This window comes from Halobiforma lacisalsi AJ5 (assembly GCF_000226975.2).
In the GTDB taxonomy this organism is placed as follows: domain Archaea; phylum Halobacteriota; class Halobacteria; order Halobacteriales; family Natrialbaceae; genus Natronobacterium; species Natronobacterium lacisalsi.
Genome location: NZ_CP019285.1, coordinates 2038925 through 2065834 on the forward strand (window position 1 = coordinate 2038925; position 26910 = coordinate 2065834).

Sequence of the window (26910 nt, forward strand, 5' to 3'; positions counted from 1 at the left end):
TAGCCCCCCTATCTCATCGACGACCCGTACGCCGCCGCCAGCTTCGCCTCGATCCGCTGGAGGTGTTCCCCGACAGTCCCCGGCGAGAGCCCGAGCCGGTCCGCGAGTTCGCGGTGCGTCGTTCGCCGCGGCACCTCGTAGTACCCCTCGCTGCGGGCCACCGCGAACAGTTCGCGCTGGCGGTCGGTCAGCCGGACCGAGCGCGACAGCGAGTCCGCTGATCCGCTCCCGAGCGAATCGGCCTCGTACGCCCCCGTCCGCCGGAGGTCGAACTCGACTCCCGCCGGGAGCGTCCGCGTCGCCCGCCTGAGCGCCCGGCCCGGCCCCACGAGGGTCACCTCGAGGCCGCGGTCGGCGTTTCCCCGGCTGTCGCTCCCGCCCGCGGCGACGAACGGCAGCGGCCAGTCGATCACGACCTCGTACTCCCGGGGTACCGCGAGGAGGTCGTCGACCGGCGGGACGGTACGGCACCGAACGTACGCGGCCCCGCGGCCGTCGTCGCCGGCGACGTCGTACTCGAGCACCTCGGGCGCGTCCGCCAGCGCGGTTCGGGCGCGCTCGAGGTCGCCTCGCATCTCGAGCAGTTCGGCGTGTCGGCCGTCGTCGGCGTCGATCGGGTTCAGGTGCCGGATCGCCTCGAGCGAGACACCCTCGCGTGCGGCGAACGCCTCGTCGATACCCGTCAGGTGCTCGTCGGGCCAGGTCAGGACGACGGTCGCGTACCTCATCGGGGACCACCACCCGGGACGGTCGTTCCGATTCGGTCGGCGGTCGCGTTCGTGCTTGCGCTCACGTCACTCGCCTCGACGTCCGCATATAAGTACGGCTAGTATGATCGGATACAGAGGGAGACGGCCGGACGTGGTTGGCAGTGATACATGAGCAACGTTTCGTCGATCAGCGATCCGCCGCCGGGACCCGACGGGTTGCCGCTGCTCGGCAACCAGCTTGCTTTCCTGCGGGACCCGTACGGGTTCATGACCCGGACGGCACGCGAGTACGGCGATATCGCCCACTGGGAGGATCCGACCGGCCCCGTCTACCAGCTCAACCACCCCGATTACATCGAGCAGGTGCTGGTCCAGAACAACGAGAACTACGTCAAAGGGGACCGGTTCCAGCACATCCTCGGTCCGATCACCGGCAACGGCATCCTGAACAGCGAGGGTGCGGTCTGGCGACGCAATCGCCACCAGATCCAGCCGGCCTTCCGCCCCGACCGGATCCGGGAGTACGCGACGATGATGACCGACTTCGCGATGGAGACCCTCGAGGACTGGGAGGACGGGCAAACTCGCCTCGTCCACGAGGACATGATGGAGGTGACCCTGCGCATCGTCGCCCGTGCGCTGTTCGGGGCCGACGTCGACGAGCACGTGGACACGGTCGGCGCGGCCTTGGGGGAGTTCATGGCGGCCAGCGAGAACCTCGCACATCTTGTCCTGCCAGCCGGGATCCCGACGCCAGCCCGACGGCGGATCGAGCGCGCACGCGAGGACCTCGACGAGGTCGTCTACGACCTGATCGAGAAACGCAAGCGAAACCCGACGGAGCGAGACGTCATCTCGAAGCTCCTCGAGGGCGACGAAGGCGGGGACGGCCCGGGAACAGGGACGGGGACGGGGACGGGGACGGGGACGGGGATGTCCGTCGACCAGATCCGCGACGAGGTCGTCACGCTCCTGCTGGCGGGCCACGAGACGACGGCCCTGTCGCTAACGCTTACCTTCTACCTCCTCGCGAAGAACCCCCGCGTCGAACGGGAACTGGTCGACGAACTCGAGACGGTGCTCGACGGCGACCCGCCGACGATGGCGGATCTCCCGGAGCTTTCCTACACGGAAAAGGTCGTCAAGGAGTCGATGCGGCTCTACCCGCCCGTGCCGGGAATCGTCCGCGAGCCGGTCAAACCGGACATCATCGGCGGCTACGAGATCCCGCCGGGGGCGACGGTGCGGATGCACCAGTGGGTCGTCCACCGCGACCCGCGGTGGTACGACGATCCGCTCGCCTTCCGGCCGGCGCGGTGGACCGACGGGATGGAGGCCGACCTGCCGAAACTCGCTTACTTCCCGTTCGCGGCGGGGCCGCGGCGCTGTATCGGCGACCGGTTTGCGATGCTCGAGGCGCGGCTCCTGCTTGCAACCGTCTACCAGCGGTACCACCTCGAACTCGTCCCGGGGACGGAACTGAACCTGCGGGCGACGATCACTGCCCGCCCGAAAGACGATATTCCGATGACCGTCTCCGAACGATAGGGGGCTCGGTACCGGCCGTTCGCGGCTACTTCTCCCAGTAGTCGACGTCGTCGTCGAGCCGGTAGTAGCCGTGGACCGATCGCTCTCCCCGGCCGCCAGGCGGCGAGCCGACGAAGACGCCGATCTTGTCCATCTCGGGGTAGACGGTGACGTCGGGCTCGATCATCGTCGAGACCAGCAGGTAGCGAAGCACCCCGTCGCTGTCGTTGACGATCCGGTGTCCGCCCTCCTCGTTCGCCGGGAACGTCGCGAAGTCGCCCGCCGCCAGCGGCTCCGCTCCACGCTCGCACCGAAGGGTGCCCTCGCCCTCGAGGACGAACATCGCCTCCTCGTTCGCGGTGTGGTAATGGTAGGGCCAGGAACGTTCGCCCGGGGGCAGTTCGTACAGGCTACAGCCGAGATGGGGCGCGCCGGCTGCCTCAGAAAGCTGTTTGCGGCGGAATCGGGACGACTCCTGGTCGTGCTCGGTCCACTCGAGGTCGGCTTCGTTGATCGGGGTCGTCATACGGGAGGATACACCGGACCGGCAAAGAGTCCCCGGGACGGACGGATCGAGGCGCTACGGCGACCGAGCGCCGGGACGGTCGCCTCGACCGGGCCCGAACTGGCAATCCAGAACGATTGCGCTTAAGTTCCGGCGACCGGAATCGGAGGGTATGCAGGACAGAACCTATACTGAAGACGCCGAGCCGGGCGACGAAGTTACCGTCGCCGGATGGGTCCACGAGATCCGCGACCTCGGCGGCATCGCCTTCCTGATCCTCCGGGATACCACCGGAAAGATCCAGATCAAGTTCGAGAAAGACGAGATGGACGACGATCTCGTCGAGACCGGCCTCGACGTCGCTCGCGAGAGCGTCATCAGGGTCACCGGCGACGTCGAGGAGGAGCCCCGCGCACCGACCGGCGTCGAGGTCACGCCGGAATCGCTCGAGGTCGTCTCCGAAGCCGATCCCGAACTGCCGCTCGATCCGTCAGGGAAGGTCGACGCCGACCTCTCGACGCGACTCGACAACCGCACGCTCGACCTGCGGAAGGAGGAGGTCCAGGCCGTCTTCGAGATCCGCGCCGAGATCCTGCGGGCCGTCCGCGAGCAGTTCCGCGAGTTCCGCTGTACGGAGATCAACACGCCGAAGATCGTCGCCACCGGGACCGAGGGCGGGACCGAGCTGTTTCCGATCACGTACTTCGGCGAGGAAGCGTTCATGAACCAGTCCCCGCAGCTGTTCAAGCAGCTGATCGCGGGCTCGAACGTCGAGCGCGTCTTCGAGATCGGCCCGATCTTCCGCGCCGAGGAGCACAACACGCCGCGGCACCTCAACGAGGCCACGTCGATCGACTTCGAGGGCGCGTTCTGTGACGCCCACGACGCGATGGACGTCGCGGAGGGCATCGTCAAGGCGGCCTACGAGGCGGTCAACGAGAACTGCAGCGAGGAACTCGAGGCGCTCGACCTCGAAGAGGAGTTCGAGGTTCCCGAGGGCGACTTCCTGCGTATCTCCTACGAGGAGGCCATCGAACGCATCAACGCGACGGGCGAACTCGACGAGCAACTCGTCTGGGGCGACGACCTCCCGACGGAAGCCGAGAAGGCGCTCGGACAGGACGTCGGCGGCCACTACTTCATCACCGAGTGGCCAAGCGAGATCAAGCCGTTCTACATCAAGGACACCGAAGACGACGAGACGCTCTCGACGGGCTTCGACCTGATGCACCCGCGGATGGAACTGGTCTCGGGCGGCCAGCGTGAGCACCGCCACGAGCACCTCATCGAAGGGTTCGAACAGCAGGGACTCGACCCCGACCAGTTCGAGTACTACACGAAGATGTTCAAGTACGGTATGCCGCCCCACGCCGGCTTCGGCCTCGGCGGCGAGCGTCTGATCATGACGCTGCTCGGGCTGGACAACATCCGAGAGGCTGTGTTGTTCCCGAGAGATCGTCAGCGTCTGAGTCCGTAACGAAGACGCTGAGAGCAAGCGAGACGAGTGAAACGAGTCTCGCGTGACCGACAGCGCCTGTCGCCGTAGGCGACGGCGCAGCCGTCGATCGGGAGCAGAGAGGGGCTTTGCTCCGACCGTGTTCCCGCGAGATCGTCAGCGTCTGAGTCCGTAACGAAGACGCTGAGAGCAAGCAAGACGAGTGAAACGAGTCTCGCGTGACCGACAGCGACTCTCGCCGTAGGCGAGGCGCTGTTCGTCGAGCGAGAGTTCGCAGGATCGAAGATCCCACGTCGTTCCCGCGAGATCGTTGACGTCCGAACCCCTGACGAGGACGCCGGATCGTCCGTGGCTTTCGCGGCAAAAGCGTACACTCGAGGGTGAAGCGACCGTCCGGTTTCGTTTTCGTCTCGTTCTCCCTTCGTTCTCCCCTCGTTCTCCCTTCGTTCTCACCTCGTTATCCCCGATGTCGGAGCCGTCACTATCCGGAGTGGATTCGCTCGAGTCCGGTTCAACGGAACGTTCACCGACAGTAGGACCAGTCCTGCGGTCGATTGTCCTCGTCCGTCCGGTCGGTAGGTCGGTTCTCGTGTTCGTGCTCGTGTTCGTGCTCGTGTTCGTGCTCGTGTTCGTGCTCGTGTTCGTGCTCGTGTTCGTGCTCGTGTTCGAGGTCGGGATCGGGGAAACACGACTCGCTGCAGTAATGGCGCTCGACGCTCGCCGGTCCGTCGGAAAACTGCCAACTGAGCCGGTAGTCCGTCGGTCCAATGGTTGTGCCACAGGCGGCACAGGTATCGTGTGCCACCTCGACGGCGGGACGCTCCGACGGCCGGACACCGGTCGGCCCGTCGACGGGATTCGAGTCGGTATCATCGTCAGCATCGACGTCAGGATCGGCGCTCGAGGCCGCCGGAAGTTCCGTGTAGGAGGACTCTACTGCGGGCGGATCGCCGCTGGGGGACATACTCGTACGTCCACGATCGGCTACAAATACGCTTCCCTGACATTCATCGACTGACGAGAGTTCGACGACGGTGAACGCTGCGGACACTCGATCCCGACGCGTCCCGCGGTACCGGCCCGAAAGAGTCGGTCCCGACGGTCAGGCTTAACTCGGGGTCGACCGATCTCGAGGTATGCGCGCTGCAGTCCTCGAGGCCTACGGCGAACCGCTGTCGATCGAGTCGGTCGACGACCCCGCCCTCGACCCACAGGGGGTCGTCGTCGAGGTCGAGGCCTGCGGGATCTGCCGGAGCGACTGGCACGCCTGGCAGGGCCACGGCGAGTGGGCCGACGACCGCGTGCCGATCGGGCAGATCCTCGGTCACGAACCCGCTGGTCGCGTCGTCCGTACGGGCGACCGCGTCGACTCGCTCGAGGCCGGCGACCGGGTGGCAGTCCCGTTCAACCTCGGCGAGGGCTCCTGTCGGTACTGTCGCAACGGCCACGGGAACGTCTGTACGGACGGGTACGCGCTGGGCTTCGAGCCCGAGGTCCCGGGCGCGTTCGCCGAGCGGGTCCACGTCCCCCACGCCGACTACAACCTCACGACGCTCCCGGACGGCGTCTCCGCGACGGAGGCGGCCGCGCTCGGCTGCCGGTACGTGACGGCCTTCCACGGGCTGGCCCACCGGGCCGATGTCGGGGCCGGCGACTGGGTCGCGGTCCACGGCTGTGGCGGCCTCGGGCTCGCCGCGGTACAGATCGCCGCCGCGCTCGGGGGGCGCGTCGTCGCCGTCGACGTGCGGGACGAACCGCTCTCGATGGCGGCCGACCTGGGCGCTGAGAAGACGGTTCGCGCGGACCGGACCGACGACGTTCCCGCGGTCATCGAGGGCGCGACCGACGGCGGCGCTCACGTCTCCGTCGACGCGCTCGGACGGGCCGAAACCTGTCGCAACAGCCTCGGCTGTCTCCGCCCGCGCGGGACCCACGTCCAGGTCGGGCTGACGACCGACGCCGAGCGCGGCGAGGTGTCGCTGCCGATCGACGAACTCACCCGCTGGGACGTCTCCTTCGTCGGCTCGCGGGGGATGCCGCCCTCGAGGTACGACGAACTGCTCGGGTTGATCGACGCGGGCCGACTCGAGCCCGCCCGGCTGGTCACTCGGGAGGTCGCCCTCGCGGACGTGTCGGATCGCCTCGCCGCGATGACCAGCTACGATACCCGCGGGATCGAAGTCGTCACCGAGTTGTGACCCCGAACCGGCACAGGGGCTGAAATCTTCAACGTTTTACCGTTCGGGCCGAAACGCCGGGGTAATGCGCGACGAGGCGACAGCGTTCGTCCCCGGCCACATTACGGGGTTTTTCAGCGCCCATCCCCACGACGATCCGACGAAGGCGGGCTCCCGCGGTGCCGGACTCACCCTGACGGACGGCGTCGAGGTGACGGTCGAGCCCACGACCGCGAGCGAGCCGACCGTCGTCCTGGACGGCGACGAGATCGAGGTCGAGCCGGTTCGGACGGTCCTCGAGACGCTCGACGCGCCGGCCCGCGTCGAGGCTGAATCCGATCTGCCGCTGGGGGCCGGCTTCGGCATCTCGGGAGCGATGGCGCTCGGGACGGCGCTGGCCGCGAACCGCGTGTTCGAGCGGACGCTCTCGACGAACGAACTGGTGACGATCGCTCACGGTGCCGAGGTGAAAGCCGGGACCGGACTCGGCGACGTCGTCGCCCAGGCCCACGGCGGGATCCCGGTCCGCCTCGAGCCCGGCGGTCCCCAGGACAATAAACTCGACTCGATCCCCGCTCGAGCGCGCGTCGAGTACCTCTCGTTCGGCGAACTCTCGACGGCCGACGTGCTCTCGGGCGACACCGACCGGCTGACCGAGGCAGGCCGGAACGCGCTCTCCCGGGTCGTCGAGGAGCCGACCCTGCTCTCGTTCATGTACGCGTCGCGGCTGTTCGCTCGGGAGGCCGGCCTCCTTACTGACCGCGTCGCGGAGACGATCGCCGAGGTCGCCGCGGCGGACGGCCAGGCGTCGATGGCCATGCTCGGCGAGACCGTCTTCGCGCTCGGGACCGGCCTCTCGGACGCAGGGTACGAGCCTTCGGTCTGTGCGACCCACCCTGCAGGCGCGGTACTCAAGTAGTCCTCACCTACCAGCCGTCTTACACTGTCTCGAGCGGCCGCCGGAATCGCCGTACGGTTCGGCGGTACCCGGGTTGATTTTTCGCTGGGAAGGTCGAATTTCAGCTTTCGACCGGTCGGGTATTACGCTCGCCGACCCGTAATCGGCCGCGTGGATACCCGATCCGTCCGGTCTGGAGGTTCCGTCGGGACGGCGGTCGAACGCTACCGTCTGCGGGGATCCCGAGGGCAAATGCGTCTCCGAAGACATATAATTCATCGTATCTATGGCCGAAGCTTTATTATATTACGTCAGAGTTATGCGCCCGAGATTACGAATGTCAGTCGCAGGCGAAATTCATCAGAGCCTATACAGGCTTTACGAACACTACGTTGGGGAACCGGACTCGGGGAAGGACGTATACGGCTACTGGCTGTTCATTCTCGGTTACATCATCGGGGCCGCGGGTATCGTCGGCTTCATCGTCGGCTACGGTGGCAACATCGCCGAGGAGATGATGATCCGTATCTCGGGGGTCGCGGCATCGGCCGGACTCGCGTTCTGTCTGTTCGGGATCGGGTTGATGCTCCCGGTACGACGACGGGGGATTCAGGCGAGCGTCGTCGGGTTGCTCGTTTCGCTGGTCGGCGTCGCGGCGTTCGGGGTCGTCTACCCCGACGACTGGCGGCATCTCGGGCGGGGGCTCGACGTCGAAGTGATCTCGATATACGCGGCCGGTATCGCCATCATCACAGGTGTCGCAGCCCTCGTTCCGGTGTTTACGGGGCAGAAAGGGATGTTCGTCGAAGAAGAGGGGACGACGGAAGATCCACCGATTCTCACCGGCAATGCGCTCGAGGACGCGCAGTTCGCCGTCTTCAGGAACGAGAACGGCGACTGGAAGTGGAACGTGCTCCACCGGGAGGCACTCGCCACGAGCGACAAGAGCGCCGTCACGCGCCCGGAGGCCCGCGAGGGAATCGAGCGGGTCAAGTCCCAGATCAGCTCTGCGGGGCTGATGGAGCTGACGACTTCGGCGTTCCGGCTCTACGAGGACCGCGACGGCACCTGGCAATGGACGCTCGCACGTGACGACGGGAGCGTCGTCGCCGACTGCGGGCTCGAGTTCGACCAGCGGGACGGCGCGGAGGAGTCGGTGAGCTTCCTGAAGGATCGCGGCCCGGAGGCCGACGTCATCGAGATCGAGGGGGCGGCGTTTACCTACTCGGAGGACCGCGGCCAGTGGTACTGGCAACTGGTCGACGACGACCACACGCCGCTTGCGGGACACGACGATGGCTACAGGGACAAGGACGAGGCCGAGAGCGCGGCCCGGACCTTCGCCGAGCGGTTCGAGGACGCCCGGCTGCTCGACGTCGGGCATCTCGGGGTCGAACTCTACGAGGTGGACGGGGACTGGACCTGGCGGTTCGTCGACGACGCGGACGACGTCGTCGCCGACGCCGTCGCCGCCTACGACACGCGCCGCGACGCCGAGGAGGCCGCCGAGGCGCTGCTGCCGGCCCTCGAGTCGGCGTCGGTCACGGTCGCCGGCGAGCCGACCTACGAACTGTACGAATCCGGCGAGGAGTGGCACTGGCGGCTCGTCGACGAGGGCGAGGACATCGTCGCTCGCAGTCCCGAGGGCGAGGCGGAGCACGGCCGGAGCGAGTGGCAGACCGAGCAGTTCGGCGAGAACGCTACCGAAGCCGACGTCGTCGAGATCGAGGACGCGGAGTACGAGGTCTATCCGTCCGCTGACGCTACCGCCAGCGACGACACCGACGGAGACGCCGATGGCGACCTCCCGGCCCCCTTCGAGGAGGCTGCAGCCACCGACGGCGGAACGGCCGTCACGTTCGAGGAGGGCGAGGACGGCGGCGAAGACGACGACCGGGACTGGCACTGGCGGCTCGTGACCGAGGACCGCGAGGTCGTCGCCGCGAGCACCGAGCCCCACCCCGACGCGGACGCCGCTTCCGACGCGATCGAACGCGTCCGCGAGCAGGCAAGCGAGGCCGACCTGATCGAGTTCGAACACGCGGCCTTCCAAGTCTACGAGGCCGACTCCGGCGAGTGGCGGTGGCGGCTGATCGACGAGGACGGCAACGTCCTGGCCGACAGCGGCGAGGAACACACCTCCCGTAGCGAGGCCGCCGAGGCGATGATGACGCTGAAAGAGCAGGCCCCCGACGCCGAACTCCTCGAGATCGAAACGGCAGCCTTCGAGCTGTTCGTCAACGAGGACGACGAGTGGGGCTGGCGGCTCATCGACGAGGCCGGGAAGCTGGTCGCGGAGGACCCCGCGACCCACCCGACCCGCGGTGCCGCTCGTCAGGCGATGAACCGGCTGCTCGAGCACCTCGACTCCGACGTGCGGACGATGGATCGTGCGGCGTTCCAGACGTACGTCGCCGAGGACTGGCACTGGCGGTTCGTCCTGCCGTCCGGCGACGTCGTCGCGGTCGACGACGGCTCCTACCCGACCCGGGACGCGCTCGTCGACGACCTGGACTCGATTCGGCGCGGAGCCACCCAGGCTCGCCGGTCGACGATCGGCGACGCGACGATCCAGCTCTACCGCAACGGCGACTGGGCGTGGCGGCTGCTCGACCGCGACCGCGAGGAGATCGCCGACGGCGCGGTCGCGTACGACGACCGCGAGGCGGCGATCGACCACGTCGACGAGTGGCGCGACCACGCCGTTGACGCGCCGATCTTCACCATCGAGGACGCGGCGATCCGCCTCGAGGAAGGCGAGGACGGCTGGCGCTGGGACCTCGTCGACGAGGAACGGACGGTCCTCGCGAGCGGGGAAACCGGGGCGGACGAGAAGGACGCGGCCCTCGAGCGGGTCGACGAGATCCGTCAACTCGCCCCGATGGCCGGCCGGGTCGACTTCGACGTCGCCTCGTTCGAACTCGTCGCCGACGAGGACGACCGCTGGCGCTGGCGGCTCATCGACGAGGACGGCACGCCGGTCGCGACCGGGACCGAGGCGTACGACTCGAGCGAGGCCGCACGCGCCGCGCTCGACGACGCTCGCGACCTGATCGAGAACGCGAGCATCCTCGAGATCGACAGCGTCTCGTTCGAACTCCACACCGACGAGGACGGCTGGGTGTGGCGGCTGGTCGACGAGTTCGGCTCGACGATGGCCGAGAGCACCCAGACCTACGAGAACCGCACCGAGGCCCGCGAAGCGATGAACGCAGTGAAGTCTCACGCGCCGGACGGCTGGATTACGTTCACGGAGTGATCGGCCCCCCGGCGGGGATCGAAGCCCGTCGATCGACCGACCGTCGCACGATCGGCGGCGCACTGACGTGACGATTTTTTCGATGTCCGCGGACCGCTCTGGCCTCGAGTCGTCGATCCGTTCGGCGGCGTCGGAGAGACCGTTCGGCTTTTTATCACCCGTCTCCAGTGATCGATCGTGACCGACTACGACACCGTCTCGGCCGACGTCGACGACGAGGAGGAGATCCCGGAGGACCACCCGAGATACCAGGACCTGCTCACGCGCCATCGGATCGAGGAGGGCGTCGAGAAGGGCATCACCCACCTCCAGGGGATGCACGCGGAGGGACGGGGCAGCGCGTTCGACTACCTGCTCGGCGAGGAGACGATCCCGACGGCGGACGAGGCGGAACGGGCGGCGGCCGCCCACCTCCTCCTCGCCGACCGTCCCGTGCTCTCGATCAACGGCAACGTCGCGGCGCTGGTCCCCGGCGAGATGGTCGACCTCGCCGAGGCCGTCGACGCCGACCTCGAGGTGAACCTGTTCAATCGCACGCCGGAGCGGATGGAGGCGATCGCCGACCACCTGCGCGACCACGGTGCCGAGGACGTGAAGGGGCTCGAGGCCGATGCCCGAATTCCCAACCTCGACCACCAGCGCGCGAAAGTCGACGAGGAAGGCATTTACGCGGCCGACGTCGTGCTCGTCCCTCTCGAGGACGGCGACCGCGCGGAGGCCCTAGAGGAGATGGGCAAGACCGAGATCGTCGTCGACCTCAACCCGCTCTCGCGGTCGCCGCAGGTCGCGGACGTGCCGATCGTCGACAACATCATTCGGGCGATCCCGAACGTGACCGCACACGCGCGGGACCTGGCCGACGCCGACGAGGACCGTCTCTGGGAGATCGTCGAGGAGTTCGACCCGGACCACGCGCTCGAGGCGGCAGAGGAGCGGATTCGAAACGGCCTGTGACCAACACAGGGTGGTACGCGGACGGTCCCCGCAACGTCCGGGAGCGGTCTCGATCTATCGGTGTCTCTGCCTACGTGCTAATTTTATAAGCTGTTCGCGAAGGAATTATATTCCGCCACGATCCACAATCTAAAAAAGTGTGTAGTCGGCTATCTCCGGGGGAGGGGATACTATGAAGTCTCTTAAACTGGACATGGTCCAGTACGACTGTCCGTACATCCGGACGACCCGGGAACACGACGTCGCCTTTCACGCCCAACACTGGGACTTCAACCACGCGGACCGAACGCTCGAGACGCGGCTCATGGTGATCGGGGAGAGCCGCGAGGAGCTAAGCGGGGGACTCGAGACGCTCGGGGAGTACCAGATGTTGCGGGACTACGATCTGCTCGCGCGAAAGGAGAACACGGCCGTGCTGCGGTCCCGGATCGACGAGACCGACGCGATGCGAACGATCCTGCACAACGACGGCTACGTGACGGGGCCGTTCGTCATCCGTAACGGGAGCGAACTCTGGAACGTCGGCTTCGACAGGGGCGAACAGGCCGACGACGCGCTCGCCGAACTCGACCGGAACAACGAGTTCACGGTGAAAAACGACGACTCGATCCACATCGACGAGTTCTTCGACGTCATGCAGAACGTGGACTCGCTGTGTGCCCTGCTGTCGGCGCTGCAGGGTCTCACCGACACCGAGCGGGCGACCCTCGAGGCCGCCGTCGAGAAGGGCTACTTCTCGACGCCCCGGCAGACCAATCTCGAGGGGCTGGCCGACGAGTTCGACATCTCGAAGATGGGGGCCTCGAAGAATCTCCGGCGGAGCCAGCGGAAGGTTCTCACGGAACTCGTGCGGGTCATCAACGACGTCGAGGCGCAACTGGACCTCGAGGAAGGCCCGCGGGTCAGCGGCGGCAGCGACGAGTCGCGGGATCCAGAGCCGATCAGCGAATGACGCCCCGGGGGTCGATCTCCTCGCGGAGGAGGCGGAGCTGTTCCGCGGTGGGTTCGGGGCTTCGCTCGTAGTCCCCGACCGTGATCTCGAAACTACTGTTTTCCTGGACCGTTTCCACGTCGACGCCCGGGTGGAGGAGTTCGAGTTCCATCTCGCGGGTGTCCTCGTCGAAGCCGTAGACGCCGTACTGGGTGATGACGTTCTGCGGACCCGTGTCGGCGGGGAGGCCGGCTTCCTCGCGGGCGCCGGGACCGTCGAGGTAGCCCGGCGTCGTCCGGAAGTCCAGTTCGTCGACGAAGCTCTGGTCGTCCTGGCGCATCGCGACGATAGTCGAGTTCGCGAGCGAGCCGATGTCGTTCGCCCCGCCGCTACCAGGGAACCGGACCGCGGGCTCCTCCCAGTCGCCGATGACGGTCGAGTTCAGGTTGCCGTACTTGTCGATCTGGGCCGCGCCGAGGAAGCCGTAGTCGACGAAGCCGGCCTGCATGTACGACATCACGTCGTGCATGCCGGCGGCTTTCACGCCGCGGTGGAACGTCCGCTCGTCGCCGACCGAGACGGGAAGTTCGGGCGCGTCGGGCCCGATGCCGCCCGCCTCGTAGATCATCGTCGCGTCCGGCGCGTGAGTCTTCTGGGCCAGCATCGCCGCGAGCATCGGCATTCCGGTGCCGACGATGACCGTGCTCTCGTCCTCGATCAGGGTCGACGCGACCGTCGTCAGCAGTTCGGTTGGCGTGTACTCCTCGCCCTCGGCAGCGTCGCTCATGCGTGATCACCTCCCTCCGGACCGCCCGACTCCGGACGCTCGTAGTTCTCGATCGCCTCGAGTTCGGCCAGCCGTTCCGCGCCGCCGACCGCCTCGAGGTACTCCTCGAACTCGTCGGTGCCGGTGACGTACGTCTCGAGGTACTCCTGGGTGCCCTCCTCGGTCTCGGTGAGTTCCATCCACTCCTCGAGGTGGTCGTCGTCGAAGTAGTAGTGGTAGGGCATCTCGCCGGGGTGGCTGCCGTACGGTGCTTCGACGACCGCGTCGACCTGGAAGAACGGGATCTCGACGTCCTTCGGCCGGTCGCGGAGTTCGTCGTCGTCGACGATCTCCTCGGCGGTGACGATGAGTCGCTTGGCCGCGCCCGCCAGTTGCGGGTCCTCGACGCTGATGCCCTCGATGACGGCGTTGCCGTACTTATCGGCCTTGTCGACGTGGATACAGACAGCGTCGGGGTAACAGGCCGGCACGAGCGTGACCGGGTCGCCGCTCCAGGGGTCCTCGACGACCTTCGCGGAACTCTTCTCGAACGTGTCCGTCCCGTTGAGGATCCGCGTCGGGACGAACGGGACGCCCATCTTCGCGGCGAGGAACCGCCACTGGAGCGTCGCGTTGCTGGCCTCGGAGACGACCTCGACCTCGCCGTTCTCGACCTTCCGACGGCCGGCTGGCGCGAGGCCGCGGGTCTCGTGGGCGAAACAGTAGGCGTTCTCGACCCGCGAGACCGCGCCGGCCGCGATCAGCAGGTCGGCGTCGAAGACCGTGGTCTTGCCCATGAGCGTGAGGTCCTCGATACCCTGGCGGACGATCTCGTGGAGGACCGGCGTCGAGATGCGGACGTGGCCGAAGCCGCCGCTCGCGACGACGTCGCCGTCGTCGACGTAGCGCTCGACCGCCTCGGCGGCGCTCATGCGCTTGTCCTCGTAGGCGCGCGTTCGGTTCTCCCTGTTCCACCGTCGGACCTCGTCCGGGTGTTCCCACCCGACGAGTTCGCCGTCGCCTTCTGCGTGTACGTTCATCGTTCTGATGGGTTCGCTTCGACGGGAATGAACCCGACGAACCGCGATTCGGTGTGGTCCTCGTTCTCGCCTTTCGATACCACCGTCGGCTCCACCGCGAGCCCGCGCTCGAGGTCGGATGCCTCGGGATCGACGCCGCGAACCTGGCCGGTCAGCCGGACCGGGCCGAACGACGCCACCGCGATCGCGTACGGCGCGTCGTCGCCGAAGTCGGGATGCGGGACGTGGATCGTGCTCACCGCTTCGATCGTCCCCGTCCCGGGGAGCGGTTCGCGCTCGAGGCCGCCGCGGCCCGGGGCCGGCGGGACCGTCGCCTCGTCCTCGCCGTTTCGCAGGTAGAACCCGTCGCCGTCGGCGAGGGCGTCGAGCCACTCGTCGTAACTGACTCGCGAGGCGGCGTCGCCTTCGCTCATGCTCCCACCTCCTCGACGTCGACCGCCTCGAGCACGTGGACCGCCGCGGTGGCGACCGTCCCGCCCGCGTTGTGGGTGACGGCCGTCGACGCCTCGGGTACCGCATCGGCGTTCGGGTGCGTGCCGGCGAGCAGCTTCGTCGCCTCGACGAGCTGGGAAACGCCGGTCGCGCCGACCGGATGGCCCTTGGCCTTCAGCCCGCCCGAGAGGTTGACCGGGATCGAGCCGTCGCGAGTGGTTTCGCCGTCGCGGGCGGCATCGATCGCCTCGCCGTGTTCGTACAGGCCGAGCGCCTCGAGCGCGAGGACTTCGGCGATCGTAAAGCAGTCGTGGACCTCCGCGAAGTCGACGTCGCCGGGGCCGATCCCCGCCTGTTCGTAGGCGGTCTCAGCCGCCGCCTCGGCCGCAGGCGTTCGGGTCAGGTCGTCACGGCCCTGCAGGGGGAGCGCGTCGGTTCCCCGGCCCGATCCCGTCACGACCGCCTTCGGCTCGAGGCCGGCGGTGTCGGCGTACTCCGGTGAGACGAGGACCGCCGCGCCGGCCCCGTCGGTGATCGGGCAGGCGTCGTACAGTCCGAGCGGGGAGGCGACCGTGGGTGCCTCGAGGGCGTCCTCGACCGTGATCTCCCGTCTGTACTGGGCCTTCGGGTTGGTCGTCGCGTTCGCGTGGTTCTTGACCGCGACGTGGGCCAGGTCCTCCCGCGTGCCGTCGTGGCGGTCCAGATAGGCGTCCGCGAGCAGGCCGTACGCGCCAGGGAAGGTCATCCCGGCGCTAATCTCGTACAGTTCGTCGGCGGCCCGGGCAAGCGAGGCCGTCGTTCCCTCGGTGCCGAGGGTAGTCATCCGCTCCATGCCGCCCACGAGTACGACGTCGGCCGCCCCGCTGCGGATCGCCCTGACCCCTTCGGCGACCGCGTAGCCGCCCGACGCACAGGCGTTCTCGATGCGGGTCGCCTCGAGTCCCGACGAGCCGAGCCCCTCGGCCATCAGCGGTGCCTGATGGCTCTGACCCTCGGCAGTCTCGCCCATGAAGTTCCCGTAGTAGAGGGCGGCCACCTCGTCGGGCGGAACGGCACTTCGCTCGAGCGCCAGTGACCGCGCCTCGGCGAACAGGTCCCGACCGGTTCTGTCGGGGTGCTCGCCGAAGTCGGTCGCGCCGACGCCGGCTATCAATACGTCTCTCATACGTGTATCGTGGCAGTAGACGGTGGAAAAACGGCGGGTTGACATGTAATCCTCGAGAGCCGGGCGCTGAACGACGTAAGACGACCATATTCGCTCCCTACTGTGTGGTGGGAGACCTCGTACCGTGCTGGCAACTACCATTCGATTGAGCGGATCCAAAATCGTTTCGGCGGCCGGTCGCAACGGTCTCGTCCGGCACTGCCTCGAGGGGCGTCGGCGACGATCCGGGCGATCCGTCGACGGGGATCGCGGTTTTCGACGCCGCTACTCGAGGTTTACGCCTAAACCCGGCCGTTTACCCGGTCGCCACGGCATCTACTAATACCGAGTGATCGATCCGGAACGATCGAGGCCGAGGCTTGGCGGTCGCGTCGGGAAACCGGCCGTCGCCGACCACACCTCGACCGATCGATCCAGACGCGAGAATATACATGTTAGACAGGAAAATCGACGTCGAACCCTACGTCACTCATCTCATGGTCGCGGGAGCGGCCCTGTGGCTCGGCTCGCTCCTGCTGGGGGTGGCAGGGTACTGGTTCGAAGCACTGCTCGTAACCGTCTTCGTGTTCCACCCGTACTTCGTCGTGGGTGCGGCCCACGACCACGAGATCAGCCTGAAGCTTCTGGTGTACCCGCTCGGGGTGTTCACCGTACTCGGACTCGCCGGCTTCGGCGGGGCCCAGTACTACAGCGAGGCCTTCATGGGCCAGACCCCCGAGTTCCTGATTACCGGAATGCACCCGTCGTTCGCGGCGGTCTTCTGGCTGTACTGGATCGGCGGGTTCATGAGCGTCAACCTCGCCTACGGCCTCTTCTACCGCGAACACTTCCTGCCTGACGGGGCCTGGGACGAGTTCCTCGCCGAACTCGAGGCGATCGAAGACGAAGAGACCGCGGCGTCGGAGTCGGCGTCCGAACCGGTAGCGGAAGCGACGGAGGTGAACTGACGTGACACTCGCATCGTGGCTCGAGGGGGTACAGGTCGTCCAGACGGCGTTCGTGATCCTGTTCGTGATCTCGACGGTCCTCGTGGGGCTGTGGGCCGAACGGCTGATCTCCGACCCCGACGAGTACTACGGCGCGACGAAGCTGTTCGGGGCGGCAGTGATCACGCTCGCGAGTATGTCGGGGATCATGTCGGCGTTCGGGTTCATCGGCGGACCCGGCCTGGTCTACCAGATGGGGACGTCCTCGCTGTACATGACCTTCGCGGCGGGGCTCGGCTTCGCGATGGCCTACTGGATGGTCGGCAAGCGCGTCCGCGGGATGGCCGACGCTGCCGACATCGGGACGCTGCCGGACATCGTCGACGAACGGTTCCAGAGCCCGGCCGCGCGCGGACTGCTCGCGCTGATCCTCTTTATCGCGTGTATCTCCTATCTGGCCTCGCAGGTGGCCGGCGGCGGCTACGTCCTCTCCGTACTGCTCGGCGTGAGCATGGAGGTCGCCGTCTGGACCGTCTTCGGCGCGATCATCCTCTACATCGCCTTCGGCGGGATGGCGGCCGCTCAGCTGTCCGGCGCCTACACCGGCGCGGTGATGCTTATCGGTGCGGCCGGCGCGGTCGTCGGGTTCTTCCAGGTCGCCGGCGGGATGACGGAAGTGACCATGACCGTCGCCGAGGCCGGCGAGGTGTCCAACGGCGACATCGTGAAGGCGTTCACGCCGCAGATGCTGGACGGCTTCGGGCTCGCGAAAGCGTCCGCGCCCGGCCTGTTGCTCATCTGGCCCATCGTCTTCTCGGTCGGCGTCGTGGGTCAGCCCCAGGTCCTCCAGCGGATGTACTCGATCGACGACCCCGAGGGGCTCCGTACCGTCGGGCTCATCAGCGGAATCACCTACGCGGTCGGCAGCCTCCTGTGGCTGCTGATCGGCTTCGCGGCGCTGGAGATGGTCGCCGACGGAACGGTCGCGCCGATGGCCGACCCCGACTTCGCCGCGCTCCAGTTCGTCGAGCAACTCCACATCGGCATCCAGTTGATCATCTACGCGGGACTGGTCGCGGCGATCATGTCCACGGCCGGTTTCTTCCTGTCGGTGGCCTCGGGTGCGATCGCCCGGGACTTCGTCCGGATGTTCGACTGGGATCTGAGCCAGTCCCGCGAGACGTGGGTCGGCCGAATCACGACGCTGGTCGTCGGCGTTCTCTCGGTCCTGTTCGGCCTCTACGGGGGGCACCTCGTGGCGATCCTCGGCACCTTCGGCTGGGGAACCTTCGTCAGCGGGACCTTCCCCGCGGTCGTGATCGGACTCCTCTGGAAGGACTGCAGCAGGGAGGGCGTCGTCGCCGGCCTCTCGACGGCGGTGTTGCTGAACGTCGCCCTGCTGATCGCGACCCAGCTCGGGTACTCGTTCCCGATCGGGATGGACTTCTACTTCATCGCGATCGTCGCAGCGATCGTCGTGACGGTCGCCGTCTCGCTGGTGACGAACGGTGCGAGCGGCGAAAACATGCCCGAGCGACTCAAACCGGTGTTCGACCTGTAAGGAGGTGACAACGCATGGAACTCCCACTCTGGCTGATCGGCTTCGTCGGGATGGTGCTGATCAACCTGATCGTCGCGTTCATGAAGATCTAGCGGAGGAGCGCCGAACCGAACTATAACACATTCGGGTTTTCCCATTATTAGTCCCTACTATTACAAGTATTTTTATTTATACTATCGGTCCGAATGCGCCACAGAAACCGAACAAAATCGGTCTAAAGCCGGATTCGATTACGATGGGGTCGGACGACCCCACGATCTGATGCTTTAGATATAATAAGATATATCCTGATAGCAATGGAAGTCACGGACGATGTCAGAAGACACCGTAGCGCCGGCCGAACTCGAGCGGTCGGACATCGAGCGATTCAGCGACGAGCGATTTACCGGCGACAACGTGGCCATCGTCACCGGGGGCGCATCGGGGATCGGCCGGGCGACGGCCATCGTCCTCGCGGAAAACGGGGTGACGACGGTCGCGACCGACGTCGACGAGGACGGCCTCGAGGGGACCGTCGAGAAGGGCGAGGAACTGGGCGTCGAGGGTGAGATCCACGCGCTGCCGGGCGACCTCACCGACGATGCCGAGATGGCGGCCGTCGTCGAAGAGGCGGCGGAACTGGGCGATATCCGGTTCCTCGCGAACATCGCCGGGATACAACACATCGACGCCATCGAGGACTTCCCGATGGACACCTACGACGTGATGCACCAGGTGATGCTTCGCGGGCCGCTGTACCTCTCGAAGCTCTGTCTACCTCACATGGAGGAGGCCGGCGGCGGCGTGATCGGGAACATGGCCTCCGTCCACGGCCACTACGTCACCCGCGACAAGGTCGCGTACAACATGATGAAGTTCGGGATCCGCGGCCTGACGCGATCGATCGCCGCCGAGGGCGAGGGCCAGAACCGCTCGTTCTCGATCAGTACCGGCTACGTGAAGACGCCGCTCGTGATGAACCAGATCGAAGACACCGCCGAGAGCCGCGGCATCACCGAGCGCGAGGTCGTCGAGGACGTCATGCTCGGCCAGGCCCGCACGAAGGAGATGATGGAACCCGTCGAGGTCGGGAACCTCTTCGCGTTCGGCTTCTCCCAGAACGCGCGCCACCTCAACGGGAACGACCTGCTGTGGGACGGCGGCTACACCCACACCTACGAGTAACCCGCTTGTCTCCGCAACGGGACGCGACTGGTGCTCAAAACTCCGCGATCCGGGGCGATACGTCGTCCCGTTCGTCTTCCCGATCGATCGTGAGCGTGTCCTGCGAGTCCTCGAGGACCGGAACTCGAGACCGGAGCGACCCGACTGCCTCGATGCCGCGATAGTAGGACAACGACAGGTACTCGCTGACGCGTCGGGCGAGCGAATCGTCGATCTCGTATGCAATCCCGTCGGCCGCCTCGAGCCCGTCACCGTCGAGGTTCACGAGCCAGCGTCGGGCGAGCGCGACGCCGATCTCGGCGTCGTACCCCCGCGTGACGTAGTGTTTGTAGGGGTGGCGGATCCAGGAACACTCCCAGTGGGCGTAGACGTCGACGCCCTCGGCACCCTCGAGGTCGTGGAGGACGACGTGTAGCTGGTTGGAAGCGAGGGGCGACGCTCGCCACACCCACGACCCCTCGGAGGTGTTGCCGTCCAGTCGAACCTTCAGCGAGGCGATCGGGTTCCGCGAGAAGCCGAGTTCGTCGAGCACGTCCTCGAGGGTGTCTTCCGTACAGTGGGCAGTCAGCACGTATTCGTCGGCGGTAGTGTGGCTGACCGCGTAGCCGCCGAAGGTACCCCGAAAGAGGTAGTGGAGCTGGGGAAGGAAGCTCCGGCGCACCGCATTGACGAAGTCGTCGGTGTAGCCCATCCGTCGGTCGTAGGCAAGGCGGGATCGAGAGCGTTCGGCAAGCAGTTTCCGAGTCCCCCAGCCGTGCGGACGCTGGGGGGACGGACGTGATCGGCCGAGGAACCCGGTTCGATCGGCCAGTAGCTACGTTATACCGAAGTCGCCTGCAACGGCTGGTCCAACGGTTACGGCGCCGCGCCGGGACTATCCGATAGATGACAGGGCCGATCGACTCCGTCGACGAGGATATCGTCGCACAGCAACGGCTCGAGACCGAGCAGGAAACCCCCGCGACGCAGATCGTCGAGATCGTCGCCGAACTCGAGGGGGCCGATCCGATGAACGTCTCTCCGATCTACAACTGCATCGACTCGTTGATCGGGGATCTGTTCTCCTCGCCGCCGCCCGAGGAAGCCGACGCGACGGTGACGTTCTCGTATCTGGGGTACCGGATCCGCGTCGAACAGGACGGGACGACGACGGTGTTCCAGGGGTCGGAGGCCTGATCTGGGCCGGTTCCGGACCGATCCGGTTTATGTTCCGGGTCCGTGATCGGGGCACGGCTGGGTCTCCCCAACGACTATTGTACCGAGGCTCGAACCCGCAGCCGATGCCATCGCTCGAGCCACCGTGTCTGCGGTCGGAGCACGCGTCGAAGGGAGCGGCCGAGGGAGCGAAACTCGGCGGCAAGGTCGGCCGCGTCGCCGGTCCCGCCGGGGGCGCGGTCGGTGCCGGCGTCGGCGCGGCGACGGGGTATCTCGCCGGGACGGCCCGCGACCGCGTCGAATCGGTGCTAAAGCCCTTCTAGCGTCGCGGCGGTCGACAGCAAAGCGGCGTGTGACCGTCCGGTATACGACCGTCGTTCAAGAAGTCATAAATCCGTCCGTGGATACCACTCGGACAGTGATGGATACCTACGACCTGATCACCCGGAACGCCGAGGAGGTCGTCACGGAGGAGGAGGTGCGGGAACTGGCCGACGATCCTGACGGAAAGCGGGTTTACGTCGGCTACGAGCCCTCCGGCGTACTCCACCTCGGACACCTACTGACCGCGAACAAGCTCATCGACCTCCAGGAGGCCGGTATGGAGGTCGTCGTCCTGCTGGCGGACGTCCACGCATACCTCAACGGGAAGGGCACCTTCGAGGAGATCCGCGACACTGCCGAGCAGATGAAGGCGCAGTTTATTGCGTACGGCCTCGACGAGGCAAACACGGAGTTCGTCTACGGCTCCGAGTTCCAGCTCGACGAGGAGTACACCCTCGACCTGCACGAACTCGAGCTCTCGACCACGCTCAACCGCGCCCAGCGCGCGATGGCCGAGATCCAGAGCGGCGAGACCGCGAAGGTGAGCCACGTCGTCTACCCGCTGATGCAGACGCTCGACATCGAGTACCTCGACCTCGACCTCGCCGTCGGCGGCCTAGACCAGCGGAAGGTCCACATGCTCGCCCGCGAGGAACTGCCCGAACTCGGCTACGACGTCCGGCCCGCTTTGCATACGCCGATCGTCGCCGACCTCACCTCCGGCGAGGGGAAGATGTCCTCGAGCGAGGGCGTCACCATCTCGATGGAGGACTCGACCGAGGACCTCGAGGAGAAGGTCAACTCGGCGTTCTGTCCGCCGACCCGCGACCCCGAGGGCGACCTCGAGAACCCCGTGCTCGAACTGTTCGAGTACCACGTCTTCCCGCGGTTCGACGAGATCGTCGTCGAGCGACCCGAGAAGTACGGCGGCGACCTCACCTACCAGGAGTACGAGTCGCTGGCCGCGGACCTCGAGTCGGGCGAACTCCACCCAGCGGACGCGAAGGGGACGCTGGCGACGTACCTCGACGACCTGATCGCGCCGGGTCGCGAGAAGTTGCGTGAGATTCGGGACTGAACCGGGATCGAACCCAAGGCCCCGATAGTGCCGCGATCGGCGTCGCGCGACCGGACGGAAACCGTTATATTCTCGCCGATCGTTTCGCTCGAGTAACACGTCCGTCGACGACGGACGGCGGTCTCCTATGACCCCCACGACGACCCTCCTCGACGTCGCCTCGACGCTCGAGAGCACGACCGGCGTCTCCCAGTACCTGCTCGTGTTCGCCCTCGCGATGGTTCCCGCAGTCGAACCCTTCGTCGTGATTCCGGTCGCGATCGGTCTCGGGCTGGATCCGTTTCTGACCGGCGTCGCTGCGTTCGGTGGCAGCGTCGCTGCGGTCGTCGCAATCGTCCTTGCCCGGAGCCGGCTCACCGAGTGGTGGCGACGGCAGACCGGCACCGACGTAACGAACGCGAGCGACCGGTACGGTCGGGCCCGGCGGGTCTGGAAGCGGTACGGGCTCGCCGGCCTCGCCGTGGCGGGACCGATACTCGCGGGCATTCACCTCACGGCGCTGCTGGCGAGCGTCGTCGGTCCGGACGACCGGGTGACGATCGCGTGGCTCGTCGCCGGCCTCGCGGCCTGGACGGGCGCCCTCGTCGCAGCCTCGGTCGCGGGGCTGTCGGTGCTCGGAATCTCGTAAGTCGGCGGACCCGTGTACCTTGAAGTACGAGCGGTACCCTCGAGCGCGTATGAACGAGACGCGACGCGCGATCCTCGAGGAACTCTCCGCCGGCCCGGTCTCGGGCCCGGAACTCGCCGACGCGCTCGGGGTCTCTCGAGCCGCGATCTGGAAACACGTCGAGGAACTTCGGGAGGCGGGGTTCGAGATCGAGAGCGAACCGACCGGCTACCGGTTCGAGGGCGTCGCCGCCTACGACGGGCCGACGGTCGAGTTCGGACTCGAGGCCCCCTTCGAGGTCGAGTATCACGACGCTGTCGGAAGCACGAACGACCGCGCCCGAGAACTCGCAACCGAGGGAGCCGAGGACGTCGTCGTCCTCGCGGACGAACAGACCGGCGGCCGGGGACGACTCGAGCGCGAGTGGGCCGCGCCGTCCGGCGGCGTCTGGGCCAGCGCGGTCCTCCGGCCGGGGATCGCGCCGCTCCGTGCGCCGCTTTTTACGCTCGCCGCGGCGGTCGCGACGGCTCGAGCGGCCCGCGAGGCGGGCGTCGACGCGGGGATCAAGTGGCCGAACGACGTGGTGGTCCCCGGCGACGAAGACGACGGAGACGATACCGGCTACCGAAAACTCGCCGGCATCCTCACCGAGATGGAGGGCGAAACCGACCGCATCGAGTGGCTCGTCGTCGGCATCGGCGTCAACGCGAACATCGACGCCGACGACCTGCCGGCGGGCGCGACCAGCATCCGCGACGAGGCGGGCGACGTCGACCGTCGCCGGTTCGTCCAGCGGCTTCTCGAGGAGTTCGACGCCCTCCGGACCGACCTCGATTCGATCGTACCCGCCTGGCGTGACCTGGCGCTGACGATCGGTCAGCGGGTTCGCGTCGACCGACCGAGCGGGGAGGTCGTCGGCGAGGCAGTCGACGTGACCGACACCGGCGCGCTCGTCGTGGAAACGGACGACCGCAGGGAGATGGTGACCGCGGGCGACTGCGAACACCTGCGCCCGGTTTGACGGCGGTATCGACGCCGCTCTGTGGGGTAGCGTGATCGAAAAACGGTCCGAGCGATGCCTCACTCCGCTGCGACCTTGCGTTCCGGTTCCTCGTCCGTCTCCTGGGGATCGACGTGGACGGTCAACACCGGTACCGGTGCGCGGCGAACGACCCGTTCGGTGACGCTGCCCAGCAGGAGCCGATCGATCCCACCACGGCCGTGGGTCCCCATCACGATCAGGTCGCAGTCGCCGGTCGACGCCTGGTCGACGATGATCCGGCTCGGCGCGCCCTCGAGCACCTCGGTTTCGACCGCGAGGTCCTCGGGCGCGAGCTCCCGGGCGCGACTGACCGCCTCGCGTCCCTCGTCCCGGAGCGCGTCGCTGATCCCCTCCCAGGCGGTTTCCATCGGCAGGCCGCCGTAGTTGGCGGCGTTGACGACGTAGATCACCCGGGCGGTCGCGTCGTGGGCCTCGGCGAGGTCGAACCCGTACTCGAGCGCACGCTCGACCTCGGAGGACCCGTCCGTCGGGACGAGGATACGGTCGTACATCGTGTTATGTGATAACGTACTACCTCCGACTGTAATAACGTTGTCGTGCGTTTCGCCGCGAACCGACGCAGACGGCGGAACCGCAGGCGAAAAGAACGGGGGCGGTCACCCGGCCGTCACGACCTCGCGAACGTCGTCGACGCCGGCCCGCCGAACGACCGCACGAACCGGATCGCGCGCGCCCTCGAGGTTCGGCGTCTCGCCGTCCAGGACCGTCAGTCGCGCCTTCCGTCCCGGCTCGATCAGCCCGTACTCGAGGTCGGCGATCTCGGCCCCGTTGACGGTCGCCGCCCGGAGCACGTCGGGCGCGGAGAGGTCGGAGAACTTGGCGAGGAACTCCATCTCGCGGAACATCGACGGCGAGTTGAGCATCACGTTGTCGGTACCGAGCGCGACCGTCGTCCGCTCGTGGAGGTCTTCGACCGGCGGGAGTCCGGCGTCGGTCACGAGGTTCGACCGGGGACAGACGACGATCGGCACCTCGGTCTCGGCGACCCGCTCGAGGTGATCGGGTTCGGGGTGGACCATGTGCACGAGGAAGTCCGGCTCGAGATCCAGCGCGGGGTCGATGTCGGTCTCGTCGACCTCGCCGGCGTGGATCCCGAACGGTTTGCCCGCCTCGCGGGTCGCCCGGCGCTCGTATTCGAAGTCGTCGTCGTTGGCCCCGCTCGCACCGAAGCCGTCGCCTTCCTCCATCGCCTCGACGGAGCCGCGGGCGAACGCGAGGGCGTCGACGTCGGTCCCGTCGGCCGCTTCCTTCAGCGCGCGGACCCCCGCCACGTCGCCCTCGCGGAAATCCAGGCAGGCCGCGGTGCCGCTCTCGTGCATAAATCGCAGCGGGGTGCCCATTGCCTCGACCAGTTCCGCCTGCGAGGCGTCACGGAGTAGCCGGTGTTTCAGGCCGTCGGGGGGTGCGACCAGTTCCTCGAGCGAGAGCCCGCGGCCGGCCTCCTTGGCGATCGAGTCGCCGATGTGGGTGTGGGCGTTGACGAACGCCGGGAGAACGATGTCCGAACTCTCGACGGCCGTCTCTTCGATAGCCTCGATTCGACCCTCGTCGTCGACGACGACTCGTCCCTCGACGGGTTCGAACGTTCGCCCGCGGAGGATCGTGCCGGTGAGTTCCATACCCGTCGTTCGGACGCGATCACTTCAACGTCTCCGGTTCCGGCCTGTGAGAGAGGCGGGATGGATTGGTTCCTCGAGCGCGGGATCGCACCGACGGGTCGCGATCAGTCCACGAACTGATCCAGCGTCGTCTCGAGGTCGTCGCCGTTCCGGACCTCGCTGACCAGCGCGCCGTCGATGTCCAGGCCGAGCACCTTCACGGCGGCCTGGCCGACCCGCTCGCGGACGCTCGGCGGCGAGTAAACGCCGAGCCGCCACTGGGAGTACTGGGCCGCCCGGAGCGCCTCGACCAGCGGCGACTGCTGCTCGAGGCGACGGATCTCGCCGCTGACCATCACGCGGGACGTCGATTCCTTCATCGACGGACGGCTCGGCACGTCGAGGATGACGTCCTCGCCGTCGACGTCCGCGGCGTCGGCGATCTCGCGCTCGAACGACCGGATCTTGTCGTGGTCGGCCTCGATGACCCCACCCGGGACGGCGTCGATTTCGGCCCAGACGGCCCGCTTGAACAGGTCCCGCTCGTCGAGCCGGCGGGAGAACTCGCTCGTTGCGTCACACGAGCGCAGGGCGACGAGCAGGTCGGGGTCGTCCATCCGCTGGAGCGAGGCGGCGTCGACGTCGGTTTCGGGGTCGTCGAGCAGTCGTTCGGCCGCCCGGCGCAACATCGCCTTGCTGATCCGGGCGACGCTGTGGCTGTAGACGGTCGGGTTCATCAGCGCGCGGGCAACCAGCAGGCTCTCGGCGGCCTGGACGTTGCCCTCGTCCAGGACGAGTTCGCCGTCGACGAAGACGAGTTCCCGCAGGATGCGTCCGGGGTCGATCGTCCCGTAGGGGACGCCGGTGTGGTGGGCGTCACGCACCAGGTAGTCCATGCGGTCGACGTCGAGTTCGCCGGAGACGAGCTGGCCGAACCGACCCTCGCCGGCGACCAGATCGGCGACCGTCTCGGGCTCGAGGTCGTGCTCCCGGAGGACCTCGCCGACCTCGCCGTCGGCCAGCAGGTCGTGGACGTCGTCGTGGTAGCGGCCGGTGCGCCGGTAGGTCAGCGACTCGAGGTTGTGGCTGAAGGGGCCGTGGCCGACGTCGTGGAGCATCGCGGCGGCCTGGACGCGCTCGGCGCGTTTCCCGTCGACGTCGAGTTGCTCGAGGGCCTCGCAGGCGAGGTGGTAGACGCCGATGCTGTGTTCGAAGCGGGTGTGGTTCGCGGAAGGGTAGACGAGCGAGACGGTTCCGAGCTGGCGGATCCGGCGGAGGCGCTGGAGCGCGGGCGTATCGAGGAGGGCGCGGGCGACCCCGTCAACCTGGATGTGGTCGTGGACGCTGTCCTTGATGACTTTCATGCCGGGCTTTCGGCGGGTCCGTACAAAAAACGTCGGCGAATCGACGTGCCGTGGAGCCAGAAGAGCGATACTGCTTAGGAGGACGATTTCGAACCGTCGGTATGGACGTTCCGGGACCGCCGCTGTTGACGATCGCGCTGTTCGTCGTCGTCATCCTCTGTCTGATCGCGCTGCTGTACATCTCGACTCACTGGGAGGAGTAGGAGTGAGCCGCCCCTCAAAAGGCCCCGTCACCTGACGCGGGGTCGTT

The 26910-nt window shown here is 67.1% G+C and carries 26 protein-coding genes; 15 read left to right on the top strand and 11 right to left on the bottom strand.

What is annotated here, in order from left to right:
* Positions 1 to 8 precede the first annotated feature (8 nt).
* Entirely contained in the window at positions 9 to 728 is a 720-nt protein-coding gene (locus tag CHINAEXTREME_RS09770) for a helix-turn-helix domain-containing protein (protein ID WP_007143356.1), read from the bottom strand.
* A gap of 150 nt (positions 729 to 878) precedes the next feature.
* Here CHINAEXTREME_RS09770 and CHINAEXTREME_RS09775 point away from each other — a divergent pair, with 150 nt between their 5' ends.
* A complete protein-coding gene (locus CHINAEXTREME_RS09775; RefSeq protein WP_076738720.1) occupies positions 879 to 2258 on the top strand; it encodes a cytochrome P450 in 1380 nt (459 codons plus the stop codon).
* A gap of 25 nt (positions 2259 to 2283) precedes the next feature.
* On the opposite strand, the gene CHINAEXTREME_RS09780 is transcribed toward CHINAEXTREME_RS09775, so the two are convergent.
* The gene (locus tag CHINAEXTREME_RS09780; RefSeq protein WP_007143358.1) at positions 2284 to 2763 is read right to left on the bottom strand and encodes a cupin domain-containing protein; all 480 of its coding nucleotides are present in this window, start codon (positions 2761 to 2763) and stop codon (positions 2284 to 2286) included.
* 151 nt (positions 2764 to 2914) lie between these two features.
* Between CHINAEXTREME_RS09780 and aspS the strand changes: the two genes are divergently transcribed.
* Complete coding sequence (aspS, locus tag CHINAEXTREME_RS09785) at positions 2915 to 4219, top strand: aspartate--tRNA(Asn) ligase (RefSeq protein WP_007143359.1); 1305 nt, start codon at positions 2915 to 2917, stop codon at positions 4217 to 4219.
* Between the two features lie 502 nt (positions 4220 to 4721).
* Here the strand turns inward: aspS and CHINAEXTREME_RS09790 are convergent.
* Positions 4722 to 5162, bottom strand: coding sequence for a hypothetical protein (locus CHINAEXTREME_RS09790; RefSeq protein ID WP_007143360.1), 441 nt, complete (start codon positions 5160 to 5162; stop codon positions 4722 to 4724).
* Positions 5163 to 5334: 172 nt separating this feature from the next.
* Here CHINAEXTREME_RS09790 and CHINAEXTREME_RS09795 point away from each other — a divergent pair, with 172 nt between their 5' ends.
* From CHINAEXTREME_RS09795 to CHINAEXTREME_RS09815, 5 genes are all read left to right on the top strand, one after another.
* Positions 5335 to 6396: a zinc-dependent alcohol dehydrogenase family protein gene (locus CHINAEXTREME_RS09795; RefSeq protein WP_007143361.1), complete on the top strand. Its 1062-nt coding sequence runs from the start codon at positions 5335 to 5337 to the stop codon at positions 6394 to 6396.
* Positions 6397 to 6460: 64 nt separating this feature from the next.
* Positions 6461 to 7294, top strand: a complete 834-nt coding sequence (locus CHINAEXTREME_RS09800) for a pantoate kinase (RefSeq protein ID WP_007143362.1) — start codon at positions 6461 to 6463, stop codon at positions 7292 to 7294.
* 316 nt (positions 7295 to 7610) lie between these two features.
* Positions 7611 to 10532: a DUF1508 domain-containing protein gene (locus tag CHINAEXTREME_RS09805; protein ID WP_007143363.1), complete on the top strand. Its 2922-nt coding sequence runs from the start codon at positions 7611 to 7613 to the stop codon at positions 10530 to 10532.
* Positions 10533 to 10709: 177 nt separating this feature from the next.
* Positions 10710 to 11486 carry a 4-phosphopantoate--beta-alanine ligase gene (locus tag CHINAEXTREME_RS09810; protein WP_007143364.1) on the top strand — a complete coding sequence of 259 codons (777 nt, stop codon included), beginning with the start codon at positions 10710 to 10712 and terminating at the stop codon, positions 11484 to 11486.
* A gap of 172 nt (positions 11487 to 11658) precedes the next feature.
* Positions 11659 to 12438 (top strand): helix-turn-helix domain-containing protein, encoded by a 780-nt coding sequence (locus CHINAEXTREME_RS09815; RefSeq protein ID WP_044961670.1) that lies wholly within the window; start codon positions 11659 to 11661, stop codon positions 12436 to 12438.
* Here the strand turns inward: CHINAEXTREME_RS09815 and CHINAEXTREME_RS09820 are convergent.
* From CHINAEXTREME_RS09820 to CHINAEXTREME_RS09835, 4 genes are read right to left on the bottom strand one after another with little or no spacing between them, the layout of a single operon-like run.
* A complete protein-coding gene (locus tag CHINAEXTREME_RS09820; RefSeq protein WP_007143366.1) occupies positions 12428 to 13204 on the bottom strand; it encodes a CoA-transferase subunit beta in 777 nt (258 codons plus the stop codon). The two genes, CHINAEXTREME_RS09815 and CHINAEXTREME_RS09820, sit on opposite strands and share 11 nt — an antisense overlap.
* Positions 13201 to 14223 (bottom strand): CoA transferase subunit A, encoded by a 1023-nt coding sequence (locus tag CHINAEXTREME_RS09825; protein ID WP_007143367.1) that lies wholly within the window; start codon positions 14221 to 14223, stop codon positions 13201 to 13203. The genes CHINAEXTREME_RS09820 and CHINAEXTREME_RS09825 overlap by 4 nt, the downstream gene beginning before the upstream one ends.
* The gene (locus CHINAEXTREME_RS09830; protein ID WP_007143368.1) at positions 14220 to 14636 is read right to left on the bottom strand and encodes a Zn-ribbon domain-containing OB-fold protein; all 417 of its coding nucleotides are present in this window, start codon (positions 14634 to 14636) and stop codon (positions 14220 to 14222) included. The genes CHINAEXTREME_RS09825 and CHINAEXTREME_RS09830 overlap by 4 nt, the downstream gene beginning before the upstream one ends.
* Positions 14633 to 15820 (bottom strand): thiolase domain-containing protein, encoded by a 1188-nt coding sequence (locus CHINAEXTREME_RS09835; protein ID WP_049918419.1) that lies wholly within the window; start codon positions 15818 to 15820, stop codon positions 14633 to 14635. The genes CHINAEXTREME_RS09830 and CHINAEXTREME_RS09835 overlap by 4 nt, the downstream gene beginning before the upstream one ends.
* A gap of 431 nt (positions 15821 to 16251) precedes the next feature.
* Between CHINAEXTREME_RS09835 and CHINAEXTREME_RS09840 the strand changes: the two genes are divergently transcribed.
* The 3 genes from CHINAEXTREME_RS09840 (at position 16252) to CHINAEXTREME_RS09850 (ending at position 19471) form a co-directional block, all read left to right on the top strand.
* Positions 16252 to 16767 carry a hypothetical protein gene (locus CHINAEXTREME_RS09840; protein ID WP_007143370.1) on the top strand — a complete coding sequence of 172 codons (516 nt, stop codon included), beginning with the start codon at positions 16252 to 16254 and terminating at the stop codon, positions 16765 to 16767.
* 1 nt (position 16768) lies between these two features.
* Positions 16769 to 18307 carry a sodium:solute symporter family transporter gene (locus CHINAEXTREME_RS09845; protein WP_007143371.1) on the top strand — a complete coding sequence of 513 codons (1539 nt, stop codon included), beginning with the start codon at positions 16769 to 16771 and terminating at the stop codon, positions 18305 to 18307.
* Positions 18308 to 18619: 312 nt separating this feature from the next.
* Positions 18620 to 19471 (top strand): SDR family oxidoreductase, encoded by an 852-nt coding sequence (locus CHINAEXTREME_RS09850; RefSeq protein ID WP_007143372.1) that lies wholly within the window; start codon positions 18620 to 18622, stop codon positions 19469 to 19471.
* Between the two features lie 34 nt (positions 19472 to 19505).
* Here the strand turns inward: CHINAEXTREME_RS09850 and CHINAEXTREME_RS09855 are convergent, their stop codons facing one another.
* Positions 19506 to 20162 carry a hypothetical protein gene (locus CHINAEXTREME_RS09855; RefSeq protein ID WP_007143373.1) on the bottom strand — a complete coding sequence of 219 codons (657 nt, stop codon included), beginning with the start codon at positions 20160 to 20162 and terminating at the stop codon, positions 19506 to 19508.
* Between the two features lie 194 nt (positions 20163 to 20356).
* Between CHINAEXTREME_RS09855 and CHINAEXTREME_RS09860 the strand changes: the two genes are divergently transcribed.
* From CHINAEXTREME_RS09860 to CHINAEXTREME_RS09880, 5 genes are all read left to right on the top strand, one after another.
* Positions 20357 to 20647 carry a HalOD1 output domain-containing protein gene (locus tag CHINAEXTREME_RS09860; RefSeq protein ID WP_007143374.1) on the top strand — a complete coding sequence of 97 codons (291 nt, stop codon included), beginning with the start codon at positions 20357 to 20359 and terminating at the stop codon, positions 20645 to 20647.
* A gap of 104 nt (positions 20648 to 20751) precedes the next feature.
* Positions 20752 to 20949, top strand: a complete 198-nt coding sequence (locus CHINAEXTREME_RS09865) for a hypothetical protein (RefSeq protein ID WP_007143375.1) — start codon at positions 20752 to 20754, stop codon at positions 20947 to 20949.
* A 98-nt stretch (positions 20950 to 21047) separates the two neighbouring features.
* Entirely contained in the window at positions 21048 to 22028 is a 981-nt protein-coding gene (locus CHINAEXTREME_RS09870; RefSeq protein WP_007143376.1) for a tyrosine--tRNA ligase, read from the top strand.
* A 127-nt stretch (positions 22029 to 22155) separates the two neighbouring features.
* The gene (locus CHINAEXTREME_RS09875) at positions 22156 to 22656 is read left to right on the top strand and encodes a small multi-drug export protein (protein ID WP_007143377.1); all 501 of its coding nucleotides are present in this window, start codon (positions 22156 to 22158) and stop codon (positions 22654 to 22656) included.
* A gap of 49 nt (positions 22657 to 22705) precedes the next feature.
* Positions 22706 to 23656, top strand: a complete 951-nt coding sequence (locus tag CHINAEXTREME_RS09880) for a biotin--[acetyl-CoA-carboxylase] ligase (RefSeq protein WP_007143378.1) — start codon at positions 22706 to 22708, stop codon at positions 23654 to 23656.
* A gap of 59 nt (positions 23657 to 23715) precedes the next feature.
* Here the strand turns inward: CHINAEXTREME_RS09880 and CHINAEXTREME_RS09885 are convergent, their stop codons facing one another.
* The 3 genes from CHINAEXTREME_RS09885 to CHINAEXTREME_RS09895 all read right to left on the bottom strand — a co-directional run bounded on the left by CHINAEXTREME_RS09885 (position 23716) and on the right by CHINAEXTREME_RS09895 (position 26660).
* The gene (locus tag CHINAEXTREME_RS09885) at positions 23716 to 24189 is read right to left on the bottom strand and encodes a universal stress protein (protein ID WP_007143379.1); all 474 of its coding nucleotides are present in this window, start codon (positions 24187 to 24189) and stop codon (positions 23716 to 23718) included.
* 105 nt (positions 24190 to 24294) lie between these two features.
* Complete coding sequence (locus CHINAEXTREME_RS09890) at positions 24295 to 25317, bottom strand: amidohydrolase family protein (protein WP_010546594.1); 1023 nt, start codon at positions 25315 to 25317, stop codon at positions 24295 to 24297.
* Positions 25318 to 25421: 104 nt separating this feature from the next.
* On the bottom strand, positions 25422 to 26660 hold the full coding sequence (locus tag CHINAEXTREME_RS09895; RefSeq protein ID WP_007143382.1) for an HD domain-containing protein: 1239 nt from the start codon (positions 26658 to 26660) through the stop codon (positions 25422 to 25424).
* Positions 26661 to 26910 lie beyond the last annotated feature (250 nt).